The organism is Streptomyces sp. NPDC060027 (genome assembly GCF_042737005.1).
Lineage (GTDB): Bacteria > Actinomycetota > Actinomycetes > Streptomycetales > Streptomycetaceae > Streptomyces.
The window spans coordinates 1-14895 of record NZ_JBHWVI010000031.1 but is presented as its reverse complement, the minus strand read 5'-3'; the positions used below and the strand labels follow the sequence as shown (position 1 = coordinate 14895).

The following is a 14895-nucleotide window of genomic DNA, read 5'->3' as shown; positions in this document are numbered from 1 at the left end:
AACCGCCTCATGAGCCGCTCGCGGACGGGGAGAGCGTGGGGGAGACGGAGACGGAGACGGAGACGGGGACGGAGGCGGAGGGGGAGAGGGTGAGGGAGGGGGAGGTCGGCGGTGCCGACGTGGGTCGGCCCGGCGGCGTCGGCGGTCCGACCCGCAGGATCTCGTCGCGGGCCGCCAGCATCGCGTTCTGGTGCGGGTCCCAGGACCAGACCGTACGGAACTCGTATCCCGGCAGGGTCGAGGGCGAGCGGATGATCACGTCACGGCCCGCGAGTTCCACGCTGACCACGCTGTCCGAGGTGCCCATGACCTGCACCAGCCGGTGGCGCAGGAACGCGTACACGCGTACCGCCAACTGGTGGGCGGGGAAGCGGATGCCGAGCACCATGTCGTCCTTCCCGTCGCCCGTGAGATCCCGGTAGTACGCCTGGAGGACCGGGCACTTCCCGCCCCGCGTGCCGCCCTCCCCGCAGTCCTTGAGCTGCTGGACCGTCTGGGCGTACATCGCGTGCGGCCCGCTGTAGTCGTCCGGATGGGCGGCGACCTCGGCGCGCACCACGGCCACCGGATCGACCTGGTGGATGTCGTCGCCGGGAGCCGTGACGCCCTTGACGGTCTCGGTGTCCGCCTCGCCGTAGTCGATGGCGGGGGTCGAGGCGGGCGGCAGCTGCGGCCACAGTCTGGTCGGGCCGACGGCGGTGGAGGTCGCGCCCGCGGCGCGCGGAGCGCCGGAGTCGCCGCACCCCGCCAGGGACGCCGCCAGCACGGCGGCGACGGCGGCAGCGAGGACGGCGCGCCGGGGGTCGCCCGTCCCGCGCGCGAGGCGGCTGTGGGTCACTGCGCTCCTGTGTCCGGGCCGCCCCGTCCGCGGGCGGTGCCGCGCCGCTACCGCACGAGATCGGCGAAGGAAGTGCTGCCGTCGGCGCGGTGGCCGTCCACGAGGGCCCGCGCCGGGCCATCGGGCACGGCGCGGAACGACCGGCCGTCGCCCCGTACACCTTATTCACCATTCACACGGAAGTCCTTTTTGTTCCCCCGGGTCGTGGCCAGGCGCCCGAGCGCTCCTACTCCGCGAGTTCCTCAAGGAGGCGAGCCGTGGTGAGCCCGGCCCGCAGGTACTCCACGAAGAGTTCGTTGTGCAGTGCCCAGGGCGAGCGTCGGGCCCTGATCAGCTGTATCGCGTCGTCGGTGGTGTGCCCCGCGAGGACGAGTGCGTGCGCGACGACCAGCCCCGAGCGGTTGTAGCCGTGATAGCAGCGGACGAGCACCCGGCGCCCGTCCTCCAGCGCGTCGTCGGCGGCCCGCGCGAGCCGCATGACCCCCGTGAGCTGCGTACCGTCCAACGGCCCGTCCGGTATCGGCCACACATAGTGTTCGACCCCCGGGTCGGGCCCGTGCCCCGGCAGCCGCAGCAGCGACAGGACCAGGTCGAACTCATCGCGTACGACGGCGGATTCGGGCTGTCCCGAACGCCCCGCGAACTCGTGGCCGCCCATCCACAGGCCGGGCACGATCTCGCTCCACGGGCTGTCCGGGGACGGAACATCCGGATACTTCCTGCGAGTCCGCAACGGGGCCTCCCACCCAACTCCCCCAACTGCTCCCAAAGGTAACCGGGTTCTTGCCCCTGGAGCACCCCGCCTGTTCCCATGGTCGTGGGGTGATGGTGCATGAACCGACTGCGCGTCATACCGGCCTGGCGCCACGGACAGGAGCGCCTGTACGTGTGCCTGACCGACGGGAGGAACGTCGCCTGGTACGACCGTGAGGCGGCCCGGGTCAACCTGCTCAGCGAGGACCGGCGCGAGGACGTGCTCGATGCGCTGGGCCCGTTCCTGACCGGCCCGGTGACGGTCGGGCCGCCCCCCGTCCCCACCCCGGCCGAGCTGGCCCGGCTGACACTCCACCCGGACGACGATCTCGCGCCGAACCGGCCCGGCGAGGCCCTGCTGATCGCCCTCGACCGCGACCCGGGCCCGGCGCACCGGCTGCGCCCCGACCCGCGCCGCCGCGCACTCGCCGCCGAGCAGGCCGTGGGCGCGGCCCTCGACCGGCTGGAGGGGGGCGGCTGGCACACCCTGCACTCGATCCCGCTCCCGGGCGGAGACCGCGTCCACCACCTGGCGATCGGCCCCGCCGGCCTCTTCTGCGTCCACGCTCTGTACGCCCGCAAGCAGCGCGTCCGGGTCGCCCACCCGATGGTCGCCGTCGGGCGCCGTGAACCGTACCCGCTGCTCCGCCGGGTCCGCGCGGGCGCCGACCGCGCGTCCCATGCCCTGACGGCCGAGGTCCACGCCGTCCTCGCCGTGGCCGACCCCGCCGGCCTCGACGCGCCGGCACCACCGCGCGGGGTCCGCGTCCTGCGGGACACCGACCTCGCGGGCCTCGCCCGGCTCGGCGGGGTGCTCAAGCCGGCCGATGTGGAGGCCCTGCACGCGATGGCCCGGGACCGGCACACCTGGCTGCGGGTGTGAGCCGGACGCGTACGCTCCGTGAGCTCCGCCGGGGCGTTCAGGGCAGCGGGCTCGCGCGCTCCGGGTCGAACAGCGGGGCCAGCAGGTCGCCGAACTCCCGCACGCGGGAAGCGATGTCCGGCGCCCGGAAGACCAGCCGGTCCGGGGTCCCGCACGCCTCGACCTCGTCCCAGGTCACGGGCGCCGAGACCGTCGGCTCCGCCCGCGCCCTGAGCGTGTAGGGGGTGGCCGTCGTCTTGCGCCCGGCGTTCTGGCTCCAGTCGACGAACACCTTCCCGGGCCGCAGGCTCCGCGTCATCCGGTGCACGACCTGCCGGGGCAGCGCCTTCTCCGCCTCCACGGCCAGTTCCTTCGCGTACGCGCTGACATCGGCGGAGGGGGTCGGCGCGACGGCGGCCAGCAGATGCAGCCCCTTCGACCCGGACGACTTCGCGTACGCCTCGATCCCGTCGGCGGCCAGCCGCTCGCGCAGCCACAACGCCACCTCACAGCACTCCACGACCGTCGCCGGCGCCCCCGGATCGAGGTCGAAGACGATCCGGTCGGCGATCCCGGGTGTGTCGATCGTCCACTGCGGTGTGTGGAACTCGGTCACGAGGTTCGCCGCCCACATGAGCGAGGGCAGGTCCTGGACGAGGACCATGCGCGCGGGCCCCTCGGTGCGCGGCACCTCGGCCGTTCTGACCCAGGCGGGCGTACCGGGCGGCACGTTCTTGGTGAAGAAGACCTGTCCGTCCGGCCCGTCGGGATACCGGAGGAAGGAGACCGGCCGGTCACGCAGATGGGGGAGCAGTACGTCCGCCACGGTGGCGTAGTAGTGCAGCACCTCGCCCTTGGTGAAGCCGGTGGCCGGATGGAGGACCTTCTCCAGGTTGGTGAGCGCGAGCCTTCTGCCCTCCACCTCCGTGATCGGCGTCATACGATGAGAATCCCACGAAAAAGGCACAAAAACGGCTCAAAGTGATCGGAAGGGTGCTGCACGTGCGATCCATCTGGAACGGCGCCATCTCCTTCGGCCTGGTCAGCATCCCCATCAAGGTCGTGAACGCCACGGAGAGCCACTCGATCTCCTTCCGCCAGATCCACCTCGACGACGGCGGCCGCATCCGCTACCGCAAGGTCTGCGAACTGGAGGACAGCGAGGTCTCGACCGCGGAGATCGGCAAGGCCTACGAGGACGCGGACGGCACACTGATCCCGATCACGGACGAGGATCTGGCCTCGCTCCCCATCCCGACGGCCCGGACGATCGAGATCGTGGCCTTCGTCCCGGCCGACCGGATCGACCCGCTCCAGATGGACACGGCGTACTACCTTTCCGCGAACGGCGTCCCGGCCGCCAAGCCGTACGTCCTGCTGCGCGAGGCCCTCAAGCGCAGCCAGAAGGTCGCCGTGGCGAAATTCGCGCTGCGCGGGCGGGAGCGGCTCGGCATGCTGCGCGTCGTCGGGGACGTGATCGCCATGCACGGCCTGCTCTGGCCGGACGAGATCCGGGCCACCGACGAGGTCGCCCCGGACGCCGACGTCACCGTCCGCGACAAGGAACTCGACCTGGCCGACGCCCTGATGGACACCCTCGGCGAGGTCGACCTCGCGGACCTGCACGACGACTACCGCGAGGCCGTCGAGGAACTCGTCACCGCCAAGGCCGAGGGCCACGAGGCACCCGCCACCCCCTCCGGGGAGAAGTCCGGCGGCAAGGTGCTGGACCTGATGGCCGCCCTGGAGAAGAGCGTGCGCGCGGCCAAGGAATCGCGGGGCGAGGAGACCGACGAGGCCGAGGAGACCACCGGGACCGGCGACGACGCCGAGGTCACCCACCTGCCGTCCCGCAAGTCCGCCGCCGGCGGACCGGCCCGTACGGCGCCCAAGGAGGTCGGCGGCAAGAAGTCGACGTCCACGGCGAAGAAGGCGGCGGCCAAGAAGGCCGCGGCCAAGAAGTCGACGGCGAAGAAGTCGACAGCGAAGAAGACCGCCAAGACGACCGCCAAGACGGCCGACGGTGCCACCGCGAAGTCGACCGGCGGCACGGCCGGCTCCCGGACGTCGGCCAAGAAGGCCGCCGCCAAGAAGACGACCACGAAGAAGACGGCACCGCGTAAGCGGGCGTCCGCGTAACGCCCTGGCGCCGGACGTCCGGGGCTCGTCGCCGGACTGTGGTGCCTCACGCCCGGCGCCGGACTCCGGCGCTCAGGCGCCCGGTGTCGGACTCCGGTGTTCGACGCCCGGTGCCGGACTCCGGCGCTCAGGCGTTCGGGATGGGGCTCGGTGTCTTCCGCCGGCACAGGCCCTTGAGGCCGCCTCTTTCCGTGCCCTGAGGGTGCCCACTGCGGAGAGGGGCGCGAAGACGGGCCACGCCGCGTTGTGCGGGGCGACCGGGCCACGCCATGCTGGAGGGCGAACGGGCCGCGCCATACCGGAGATCGACCGGAGGGTCACGCCGTGGTGGAGGGCGACTGGGGCACGCCGTGATGGAGGTCGACCGGGCAAGGTCACGCTGGAGGACGACCGGGCCACGCCATGCTCAAGGACGACCGGGCACGCCAGGCTGGAGGGCGAACTGTGACAGGGCCGTCCGTGACCCTCGTCCGTGCCTGCCTGCGTGACGGCTCGGGCGGCAGCCCCACGGCGGTGGTGCTGGAGGAGGCGCCGCTGAGCCTGCGTGACGCGGAGCGGCGCCGGGTGCCGGTGGAATCGGGTACGTCGCACGCCGTCTTCGTCCGCGTGCACCCCGGCGAGACCCGCGAACCGATCGTGGACCTGCGATTCTTCACCGCGGAGGGGGAGTTGCCGGCCTGCGGCCACGGCACGGTCGCCGCACTGGCGTACCTCGCGTCGCGCAACGGCGCCCCAGCACCCCGCCGGGCCACCGTGCGGACATCGACGCGCGTCTTCGACGGCTGGTCCGAACCGCGTGGCGTCCACTTCGCCGCCGCCTTCGACCCCGGCCCCGTCGGCCTGCGCGAACCGACCGAGACCGAACGCACCCTGGCCTTGTCCGCCCTGGGTCTGGTGCCGGACGAGTCCGGCTCCGACGTGCGCGTCGCCGCGTTGGGGAGGGAACGGCTCCTGGTGCCCGTTCCCGACCGCGCGGCCCTCGCCGCACTGACCCCTGACCTCGACCGGCTCCGCGACGCCTGCGACCGCTTCGGCCTGCTGGGCGCGTACGCCTACTCCCCGCCGTCGCCCTCCGGCTCCCTGGCGGCCCGTATGTTCGCACCGTCGATCGGCGTCCCGGAGGACATCGCCAACGCCAACAGCGGCGCCTGCCTCGCCGCACACCTGGCCGGACAGGGCACAGCCGAGCTCACCATCGACATGGGCGACGCACTCGGCAACCCCGCCACGATCAGCGCGACGGCATACTCCTCCGGCCACCAGGGGCAGCGGATCCGACTGGGAGGAACGGCGCGGGTCGACCAGGAGCGGACGGTGTCCGAAGCCTAGCCACGCGGTTGGGGGCCGGACCGAAGGGCGGCGGATCGACCGGCGGGCGGCAGATCGGCAGACCGACTGACCGACGGGTACGGATCGCCCGGCCCGCGAGGGCGAAGCGGGTCCAGGAGGCAGCCGCCCGCAGATTCAGAAGCCCTCGGGCGCCACTCGGGCGGAGCTCAGTCGTCATCGCCACCACCGCCACCACCACCGCTGCTGCGACCGCGCTTGCTGGAACTGCTCAGCACCTCGCCGGCCGCGATCGTCACGACCGCCACGACGTGGACCCATCGGGGGGCACCACCCCTGGCATCCCGGTACACGCACACGCATCCCGCGACGACGAGCAGCAGAACTCCGAGCAGCACGATGACGGTCATGGATCTCCCCCTGATGGTTCGCGCCTCGATCTTCTCCGTAGGCGCGACTCGATCTTCTCAGTAGGAGGGGGCGCCGGGTCCCGCGGTTGCACGGGCCTGAGAATGCCTGCTCGTACGGCCCGCAGCGGGCGGCACTCGCCGACCTCGCGGACACCTTCGTCCAGGAGATGAGCACCTTGCGCGAGCGGGCATCGAGGGCGCTTCGGACGGCTCCTGAAGCCGTCCGTCGCCTGTCGCCCATGGGCTACGGCGAGACAGCCGGCGCCTCCACGAGGTACTCCGGCACTCCTCCTGGGAGCAGCCCCAGGGAACCGATCGTGGGCCGCGTGCTGGAGGGCGACGCGAACGCTGCGCGCTCGCGGCGGAACGTCCTCGGCCGGGTCGCCTCCGTACACTGACGGGCATGGCATGCCGCATCAGCGAGTTGGTCATCGACGCCGCCGACCCCGACCGGCTGGCCGCGTTCTGGAGCGAGGTCCTCGGCTACGTCGAACTCGGCCGGGAGGACGACGGAAGCATCGAGATCGGGCCGCCCGACGTCGGCTTCGGGGGCCTGCAGCCCACCCTCATCCTCAGCCCCAGCAACGCCCCGCGGACCGGGAAACTCCGACTGCACATCGACGTCAACGCCACCGACCGCGACCAGGACGCCGAGCTGGAACGGCTGCTCTCCCTCGGTGCCAGGCCGGCCGACGTCGGCCAGACCGGAACCGAGAGCTGGCACGTCCTGTCCGACCCGGAAGGCAACGAGTTCTGCCTCCTGCACACCCGGCTCCAGCCGCTCTGACCCACACGCCCCGCCACCGAGCCACCAGACCACCGACCTTCGAGCGAGGTGGCAGACCACCGACCTTCGAGCGAGGTGGCCGGGGCTCGCCCGTCACTGTCGGCACCCGAACTCGCGCTTGTTCTCGGCGTCTCAGCGGACAGGTCGTTCGGGGATCCTCGCAAGGACCTTCTCGGCGACGTCGAGGAGAGCGCTGTCGTTCGGGAGGGCTCCGGACTTGCTCCACACGGTGATGTCGCAGTAGCCGCCTCGGTCATCACGGTCCAGGGCCATGGACAGCGTCCTGGCCAGCGGGCCTTGTTCGACCGGTCCGCCGGATCCGCCACCACTCCCGAGATTGATCTCGATCTTCATGGTGTGATCCGAGAAGAGGACCGCGGGCCGGCCGAGAAGCGTAAGCGTCTTGATGTCCTGCTCGTCCCCGAACTTCATGAGGTTCACGTACTGGTCGGTCGTCAGCTCGTTGTAAGTGGCCGAGACGTTCACGGTGTACGTGTCGAACGTGACCTCGGCCTCCGGCTGGGCGACCCTCCCAGCAGTCAGAAGAGCGGTGTTGTTGGTGCTGGAGACAGAGGTCGCGGTCTCTCCGGGCGTTCCAAGGAGCTCGGCCAGATCCGGCCGGTTGAGCGCTTCGCACAGCTCTTCACCGGTCACAGGCCGGGGTGTGTCCTTGTAGGCCTTCGGAAGCTTCTCGTGCGCCCCGCCCGAACACGAGGCGGGCTGCGCGGCGTTGTCGTCGGACGGCACGAAGCGTGGGGACAGCCACAGCACGGCCGCGATTGCCCCGAACACGGCCACGGCCGCGACGGCCTGGCTCCATGCGTTGTGCTCCTTCTCCGGAGTCTTCGGGCCGGGCCGCGGCCCGGTTCCGGCCTGGGCCTGGGCCTGGGCTTGGGCTTGGGCTTGAGTGTGGGCGGCAGCGTCGACTGCCGCCCCGTCCGCGGAGGCTGCCGGACTCGGGTTCCGGCGTGCGCGCAGGGCCCGGATCACCACGTAGACGCGTATTGCGGTGAACACGATGAACACCACGCCGAGACCGGCCGCGACCCGATCGTGATCGCGGAAGGCGAGATACATGATGCGTACGCCGAGAACCGACCCGACCGCGATGAGCAGGGGTTCGCGGACCCAGAAGGGCAGGAGACGGAGGAGGAAACCGAGCATCCGGCGATCTCATCAGGACAAGATCACATTCGCCATGACGGAAGCCACAGTTCCGGGCACGTGCAGGGCCTGCCGAAGCAAGAGTTGTCCGTGTGGCGCAGGGTGAACGGGCGCCGGGTGAGGTCCGGCACCGACCGCGGGAATCGGTCCATGGCGTTCCGGGCACTCCGACCGACTACACCACCCAGCGGAACACCATCTACGCCCCGGGCTATTGCGGCCCTTGTAGGGGTATGCCACGCACGGCATGAACCATGGAGGCGTGGGTTGTGCAGTAGCGGAGCCGTCAGCCGGCTCGCTACCCGCCGCCGAGGGAACGAGCGCCCTCATCCGCCACGCAAGAGGGGGCGTGGCACGGATGAAACTGGTCACGATGGGAGCAGATCCGGGACAGGAATGGGAGTCCGCGAAAGCTACGAGTGGTGGTCACGAACTCGGCGCTACCGTGATCGATCGGCAGCCGGAATCCGAATCGGAACACGCAACTGTCAGGACGAGAGCAACGTGCAAGTGTGGGAGAGGTCCGGCCCAGAGAACGTCCGCTTTCGCGCTACGCGCCCTGGCCAACGACGGCTTGCGGTCTTGGCGTCACGGACCCGGCATGCGCCGCGCTGAAGGACAACACCGACTGAGGAGTTGACGTGGCCGTCCCGAACGGACCCGTACGCGGCCCATTTCCCGTGGACCGCCCCCGTTTCATCACCGGAGCAGCCCGCCCCGGGGCGGGCGAGTGTGTGGTGGTCCTCCTCGGCACCGCGCTCCACTGTCTGCCCAAAGGGGAGTTGCCTACATCGGGACAGCGGTGGTTCCGGCCCACGAGCGAGTACTGGGTTGTCAACGTCGCGGTGGAGAGCATGTCTTTCGCTGTTGAACTCGACAGCGCCGACAAGGGCTTGCGCTTTCACGGCACCATCGATGTCGACTGGCGCATTGCCGATGCCAAACTGGCGGTGGAGCGGGGCCGATTCGATGTGCAGCGGCTGCTCAGGCGCCTGATTGTGCCTCGCCTCAGCACCGCTGCGAAGGACTGCGCGTACGACGCCGTGAGGGAGCTGGAGGAGCGCCTCGAGCGCGAGCAGTTCACCGGTGAGAGTGGTGATGGTCTGCTGGAGGTCGTGGACATCAGCTTTGATCTGCGTCCCGATCCTGGAGCCACCGAGATTCTCCGTGCCGGAGCGCTGGGGCAGATGCGGCGCAGCCAAGCCACCGAGGTCCTGGAGGAGGGCGACACCGGGATCACCGCCCATGTGATGAGCCAGAATCCAGAGGTTGCCCTGGAGATCTACCGCAACATGCGCGATGACAAGCGTTTCGCGCTGCTCGCCCAATTGGAGGTCGCCAAGGCTATGCATGCGCTGGAAGGCAGCGAGGAGCACGAGCGGGCGCAGGCTGTCCACGAGTTGCTGGCCCAACTGGGCGTGTCTCTGCCGGGCGGGGCTCACGAACTACCCCTGCCGCGTCCCGCCGGTGACCCCCTCCAGCTCGACCGGGTGCGACCGGAGCCTCGGGCCCGTCGGGCCCGGCGCAACAACCGCGGCGAAGACCTCGACGATGCAAACGAGAGCGCGGATCCCGACGAGGGCGGCCAGGGAAAGCGTGCACACCGCGTGGACGAATAGAGGGATCGGCCGCCAGTGATCGAACCCTTCAAGGACCTGTGGGAGGTGTGGCAGGACGCCTTCTCGTGGTTCGTCTATCCGATTCGCATGCCGCTACTGATCATCGCCTGGGTCGTACTGATTCGGCTCACTGCGCGATGGGTTGTGTCCCCGCTGGGAGAAATCGTCGCCTGGACAAGCCCGAAGCTCGCGTGGCTCATCGGGACCGTGTTGCTCGCCCCGGAGTATGCGTACACGATGCGGCTCATCGACCAGGGATCGGGTATTCCTCTGGCGTTGCGTCTGTACGGTGAATGGGTGGAGAACGTCACGGACTGGACAACGGCATCCGGGCGAGCTCTGGCCAGGCGCATCAAAGGCTTTGCCGCTGTCTCCACCATGGCCGCCTTCGCGTTGGTTCTCCTGTGGGCCGCTATCTACAACGTGAACGTGCTGGGCCGTTCCGACGAGCTTGATTCGCCGAAAGCGCCAGTGACGATCTGGTGGGAGTCCTTCCAGGTGTGGGTCGATGACCCGCAGCACCCGCTGTGGAGAGACACCCCTGCCGCGCTTCGGTCCCCACAGCCCACGCCACACCCGTGACCTCGGGAGAGCGCCCATGGTTGATCTCAACGGCGGCCTGGTTCGTCAGGGGATGACGACTGGACGCGCGGGCCGGACGGCGTTGAGCTGGTGAAGTTCTTCGTCGGCGAGGCGGGCGATGGCTCAGCCGACCGCACTCGGGACCCGCGGTCTGCCCCGGCCGGTGGATTCCGCGAGGCCGACGGCGCAGCCGACATCACGTCGGTCGGCTGACCCGATTCCGCGGCGAGGGTCCTTTCCCGGTCCGGTCCCGATTCAAGAGGAACAGCCCTCACGGTCGGGTCGGCCGGGCCGGCCTCTTCGCCCAGAGCCGCGCCGCCCACCCGTGGAGCCGCAACCGATCCTCGACCTCCGGCATGCCACCGCCCTTCGCCCTTTCCGTCCAAGCCAGGACTTCCCGTTGGGTCATCAGGGCGTCGGGGTGGTCGGGGCCTTGCACGCGCCGTCGGTCGGACGCCAGGGCCGCGAACGCCTCTGCCGCCCCCGCCGCATCCCCCGCCTCCCCCCGCCAATAGGCCAGGTTGTGGCGGGCGGCCAGGGTGTCGGGGTGGTCGGGGCCCTGCACGCGCCGTCGGTCGGACGCCAGCGCCGCGAACGCCTCTGCCGCCCCCGCCGCATCCCCCGCCTCGCCCTGCCAGCGAGCCAGGCTGTGCCGAACGGCCAGCGTGTTCGGGTGGGTGGGGCTTTGAGTACGCAACTGGTCCGCCAACAGTTCCGTCAAGGCGTCTGCGGCTTCCGCCGCATTCCCCAGCTCTCCCCGCCAGCGAGCCAGGCTGTGCCTGACAGCCAATGTATTCAGGTGATCAGCACCCTGCACACGCAACTGGTCCGCCAACAATTCCGTCAAAGCATCAGCGGCCCCCGCCGCATTCCCCAGCTCTCCCCGCCAGCGAGCCAGGCTGTGTCTGACGGCCAATGTGTTGGGGTGATCAGCACCCTGCACACGCGACTGAACCTCCACGAGCTCTGCGAGCGCGGCGGCCGCCTTGGCCATGTGGCCGGCCTCTCCCCGCCACCGAGCCAGGTTGTGGCGGGCGGCCAGGGTGTCGGGGTGGTCGGCGCCTTGCACGCGCCGCCGGTCGGACACCAGCTCCGCAAAGGCGTCCGCGGCGCCCGCCGCATCCCCCGCCTCCCCACGCCACGACGCACAGTTGTTCCGGGCGGCCAAGGTGTCGGGGTGGTCGGCGCCGAGATAGTGGTCGGCCTTCTCGTGCAGGGCGCGGAAGTGGTCAACGGCTGCGGCGAACTGCCCGGACTCACCGAGGCTTCTCCCGGCGCGGTAGAGCACGTGGTGAACACCGTCGGAGTACAGATCTGCGCCTTCGGCCAGGTGTGCCAAGGCGCTGGTGTTGGCGCGCAACGCCTGCGCGAAGCGGGTGTCGAGTTCCGACTCGGGCCAAGCGTCCATCAACGCGTCAGCCGCCGCGTGGGCCATGTGACGGCGGGCATCGGCAGGGAGACTGTCCCGGGTGGCGCGTTGGACGAGCTGGTGTACACGTACGGTTCTGACGTGGTCGTCCAGCGTGTGGTCAAGCAGGCTGAGACGATGCGCGGCGCGCAGGGCCAGAACGGCGTCCTGAGCCGTCGGAGCTGAGGAGGCGCCAGCGGGTGCATGCGGGGCAGGCACGCCACCGGGGTGGGTGTGCGCTCGAGTCAGCGCCAGGTAGTCCAAGGCCGAGGTACTGGTGAAGACGGCTTGGGGGATGCCGTTGGGGTCAAGCATGCTGGCCAAGCACAGCATCGGCCGCGCGAGACCAACTGGGCGCAGGCAGTCGGCCCGTTCAACGGACAAGGACCAGGCAGCCGCGACTGCATCCTCTTGGTCGTCGGGCAGATGATCGGGGGCGGCGTCAGCCAGGGTACGCGTGCGGTCTGCGAGCAGAGCCCGGTAGTCAGCGATGCCCTGCCCCGTATCGACGAGGTAGGCAGCGGCCTGGGACAGGGCGAGCGGCAGAAATCCCAGATCGCGGGCAAGCGCAGCAGTCTCGACAGGCTGTGCGGGGCGTTCGGGAACGTCCAGAGCTTTGGTCAGGTACGAGGTGGCTTCCTGGGAGGTGAACGTGCCCACGTCGACGCGGGGGCGACCGTCACCGACCAGAGCGGCGTCCCGGCGCCGCGTGGTTACCAGCGTCCGCCCGTGAGGGTGGGGTGGTGGCCACAGCCGGTGCAGGTCGCCGGGATCGACCACGTCGTCCAGCACCACAAGCCAGCGGCACCGAGGGTGCCCGGGAGCCGCCTCCAGCCACCCGAGGAACATCTCCGCGGCACGCTCGCGCTCACGCGCATCAGCCCGGCACAGCACCTCGCCCGCCTGAGCAAAGGCCACCAACACCGCGTCGCGGCTCGCCGCATTCACCCACACCAGGACGTCGACTTTCCTTGCGTGCAGAACTGAGCGGGCGTAGTCCGCCGCCAACTGCGTCTTGCCCACCCCTCCCAGCCCGCTCAGTACTTGCCCCGTCACCCCCGTCTCGCTTCCGTCATCCAGCCAAGAACGCAACCGGGCCGCCTCTGCCCGAGCTTGGAACCCGGAGGATCTCGGCGGTATGGCTCCCAACACGCGCGGCCAGGCGGACGGTTCCCGGGGCCCGGGACCGCCCGCTGGGGGATGCACATGCATGTCCCCCGCGACCTGGATGGCATCTCCTTGCGCCCGTGCCTGCTGCCAGATACGGCGCTGCCCCGAACGCTCCACGACCGGCCCCCTGACTCAGCTGCGGTTCCCGCCGACCTGATCGATGTCGCCGCCGCCGTCGCTGCGGGCCTTCTGCCGCACGTCCTCACCCACCGCACCAGCGGGCGCCCCGCTCCCCACACTGCCCCCTGTCTGCCGGACACCGCCCCGGCCGCGCGCGGACTGCCGAACCCGACGGGTCCCCGACCCGCCGGCCTGCGACGCCCACCAGCCCAGCGCTGCCAGAACCCCCGCCGCGATCACACCGGCCACCGGACCGATCACATCCCACGGATCGTCGCCCCCCTCCGACGACACCGCCCATGGAACCGCCACGGCGCCAAACGCCACCAGCGACCCCGCCACCGCCACCAGCCACCGCACCGCAGCCTGCACACTCGCCCCCGAGCCATCTCGCCAACACACGCGCAAGCAATTCATGCTGGCACGCCGACGCCCGCACCAACCCGAAGAAGCCGGAATCCGGCCCGGCCACCCACGGGCACTGTGGCACCGCGGGGCCGGTGGAGTGACTTTGGCCGGGAACTGCGTCCCTCCGGTGGCTGGTGGCGCCCGAGCCGGCCGTTCCTCGGCAGCGCCGGGAGGGAATCCGTGTCGGCCCCGGAGACGTGGCCGCCATCAAGACCACTGCGGACATGTTCGCCGAACTGGACGACCGGTTCGGCGGCGACCACGCACGCGATACCCAGGTAGGCGCCGTCCGCGATCCCGGTCGTTCCGGCCGCCGCGGCCGGCAGGTCCTACCTTGATCGGTGTACTGACCGCGCAGGAGCGGCGCGACTTCGGTGCTGAGGTACTGGATCGCCTCTCCGCCTCGCGGGAGGCGGAGATCGTCTGATGCCCCATTGTGATTCGCGGGTGTACAACCCCGTGTGGATGCCGGCTGTCTGTAGGGCGCTGGAGGGATGAGCCTTCGGTGCATTTTCGTAAGGAGATTGGGGATCAGGTGGGGAAGCAGGTCTGGAGAGTCGTCGTGGCCGGTGGTGCGGCGGCGGTGTTCACGGCCATGGCCGCGGTGCCGGCCGGGGCGGCCGAGGGCGGGGTCTCGTTCACCCGTGTCCAGGTGAACGGCGGCAAGCCGATTGTGATCGGGGTGTCGAAGGAGGTCGCGGCGCCCGCCTCCTTCCGGATGGCGACCACTCACAAGTGGAAGTGGCCAGCGGTGTTCCTGTACCGCGGTGGTGCGGGTGATCGGCTGTGGCACGCCGTCGAGACGAGCGACTGCATCAAGGTGAGCTCGGGCGTCTGCGACTTCAACGAGACGATGTACTTCGACCCGAGCGTGTGGGACATGCGTAACAGCGAGGCCGGGGCCTGGAAGGTCGGGGCCGAGGTGTACTTCGAGGGCGGCGGTGGTGACACCGACGACAAGGGGCTGACGGTCCACGTCAAGCGCAACTCCCGCCTGACCGTCAACGCCTCGCCCGAACCGGTGTCCAAGGACAGGACCATCACCGTGACCGGAAAGGTCACGCGGGCCAACTGGGAGACCAGGAAGTACGCCTCCTACGGAGGCCGCCTGGTGAGCCTGCAGTTCAAGCCTGCCGGCACCGCCTCCTACACCACGGTGAAGAAGGTGTACGCGAACGGCTCGGGTGATCTCAGGACGACCGTGAAGGCCTCCAAGACGGGTACGTGGCGCTGGGTGTACTACGGCAACGCCACCACCGGGCCGTCGACGTCGTCCGGGGACAACGTCGTGGTGAAGTGATGTCCGCGGTGCTGGCGGGCTGGTGGGGGCCGAGCCGGCGGTAACGGC

General features: G+C 70.3%; 16 protein-coding genes. 9 read left to right on the top strand and 7 right to left on the bottom strand.

The features are described 5' to 3' along the window. Window positions 1-7: 7 nt before the first annotated feature. Both ACFWBT_RS10995 and ACFWBT_RS10990 read right to left on the bottom strand, forming a co-directional pair. Window positions 8-838, bottom strand: coding sequence for a hypothetical protein (locus ACFWBT_RS10995; protein ID WP_385698159.1), 831 nt, complete (start codon window positions 836-838; stop codon window positions 8-10). A gap of 226 nt (window positions 839-1064) precedes the next feature. Beyond that, complete coding sequence (locus tag ACFWBT_RS10990; protein ID WP_385698158.1) at window positions 1065-1571, bottom strand: dual specificity protein phosphatase family protein; 507 nt, start codon at window positions 1569-1571, stop codon at window positions 1065-1067. A gap of 99 nt (window positions 1572-1670) precedes the next feature. Here ACFWBT_RS10990 and ACFWBT_RS10985 point away from each other — a divergent pair, with 99 nt between their 5' ends. Then, window positions 1671-2474 carry a nuclease-related domain-containing protein gene (locus tag ACFWBT_RS10985; protein WP_385698156.1) on the top strand — a complete coding sequence of 268 codons (804 nt, stop codon included), beginning with the start codon at window positions 1671-1673 and terminating at the stop codon, window positions 2472-2474. A 37-nt stretch (window positions 2475-2511) separates the two neighbouring features. Here ACFWBT_RS10985 and ligD read toward each other — a convergent pair whose 3' ends face one another. Next, on the bottom strand, window positions 2512-3393 hold the full coding sequence (gene ligD / locus ACFWBT_RS10980) for a non-homologous end-joining DNA ligase (RefSeq protein WP_385698155.1): 882 nt from the start codon (window positions 3391-3393) through the stop codon (window positions 2512-2514). Window positions 3394-3446: 53 nt separating this feature from the next. Here ligD and ACFWBT_RS10975 point away from each other — a divergent pair, with 53 nt between their 5' ends. Together ACFWBT_RS10975 and ACFWBT_RS10970 are read left to right on the top strand one after the other, a co-directional pair. Beyond that, window positions 3447-4592, top strand: a complete 1146-nt coding sequence (locus ACFWBT_RS10975) for a Ku protein (RefSeq protein WP_385698154.1) — start codon at window positions 3447-3449, stop codon at window positions 4590-4592. A gap of 444 nt (window positions 4593-5036) precedes the next feature. Next, on the top strand, window positions 5037-5921 hold the full coding sequence (locus ACFWBT_RS10970) for a PhzF family phenazine biosynthesis protein (RefSeq protein ID WP_385698152.1): 885 nt from the start codon (window positions 5037-5039) through the stop codon (window positions 5919-5921). Window positions 5922-6088: 167 nt separating this feature from the next. On the opposite strand, the gene ACFWBT_RS10965 is transcribed toward ACFWBT_RS10970, so the two are convergent. Continuing rightward, entirely contained in the window at window positions 6089-6289 is a 201-nt protein-coding gene (locus tag ACFWBT_RS10965) for a hypothetical protein (RefSeq protein ID WP_385698150.1), read from the bottom strand. Window positions 6290-6375: 86 nt separating this feature from the next. On the opposite strand from ACFWBT_RS10965, the gene ACFWBT_RS10960 reads away from it, so the two are divergent. Both ACFWBT_RS10960 and ACFWBT_RS10955 read left to right on the top strand, forming a co-directional pair. After that, entirely contained in the window at window positions 6376-6687 is a 312-nt protein-coding gene (locus ACFWBT_RS10960; protein WP_385698148.1) for a hypothetical protein, read from the top strand. Between the two features lie 5 nt (window positions 6688-6692). Then, window positions 6693-7076 carry a VOC family protein gene (locus ACFWBT_RS10955; RefSeq protein WP_385698146.1) on the top strand — a complete coding sequence of 128 codons (384 nt, stop codon included), beginning with the start codon at window positions 6693-6695 and terminating at the stop codon, window positions 7074-7076. 132 nt (window positions 7077-7208) lie between these two features. Here the strand turns inward: ACFWBT_RS10955 and ACFWBT_RS10950 are convergent, their stop codons facing one another. Further along, window positions 7209-8240 (bottom strand): DUF6215 domain-containing protein, encoded by a 1032-nt coding sequence (locus ACFWBT_RS10950; RefSeq protein ID WP_385698144.1) that lies wholly within the window; start codon window positions 8238-8240, stop codon window positions 7209-7211. A 641-nt stretch (window positions 8241-8881) separates the two neighbouring features. Between ACFWBT_RS10950 and ACFWBT_RS10945 the strand changes: the two genes are divergently transcribed. Further along, on the top strand, window positions 8882-9859 hold the full coding sequence (locus tag ACFWBT_RS10945; RefSeq protein ID WP_385698143.1) for a hypothetical protein: 978 nt from the start codon (window positions 8882-8884) through the stop codon (window positions 9857-9859). Between the two features lie 15 nt (window positions 9860-9874). Continuing rightward, on the top strand, window positions 9875-10441 hold the full coding sequence (locus ACFWBT_RS10940) for a hypothetical protein (protein ID WP_385698141.1): 567 nt from the start codon (window positions 9875-9877) through the stop codon (window positions 10439-10441). Window positions 10442-10712: 271 nt separating this feature from the next. On the opposite strand, the gene ACFWBT_RS10935 is transcribed toward ACFWBT_RS10940, so the two are convergent. Both ACFWBT_RS10935 and ACFWBT_RS10930 read right to left on the bottom strand, forming a co-directional pair. Next, the gene (locus ACFWBT_RS10935; RefSeq protein ID WP_385698224.1) at window positions 10713-13001 is read right to left on the bottom strand and encodes a tetratricopeptide repeat protein; all 2289 of its coding nucleotides are present in this window, start codon (window positions 12999-13001) and stop codon (window positions 10713-10715) included. Window positions 13002-13151: 150 nt separating this feature from the next. After that, the gene (locus ACFWBT_RS10930; protein WP_385698139.1) at window positions 13152-13511 is read right to left on the bottom strand and encodes a hypothetical protein; all 360 of its coding nucleotides are present in this window, start codon (window positions 13509-13511) and stop codon (window positions 13152-13154) included. 233 nt (window positions 13512-13744) lie between these two features. On the opposite strand from ACFWBT_RS10930, the gene ACFWBT_RS10925 reads away from it, so the two are divergent. Continuing rightward, window positions 13745-13885: a hypothetical protein gene (locus tag ACFWBT_RS10925; RefSeq protein WP_385698138.1), complete on the top strand. Its 141-nt coding sequence runs from the start codon at window positions 13745-13747 to the stop codon at window positions 13883-13885. 197 nt (window positions 13886-14082) lie between these two features. Further along, window positions 14083-14847, top strand: coding sequence for a hypothetical protein (locus ACFWBT_RS10920; protein ID WP_385698136.1), 765 nt, complete (start codon window positions 14083-14085; stop codon window positions 14845-14847). Window positions 14848-14895 lie beyond the last annotated feature (48 nt).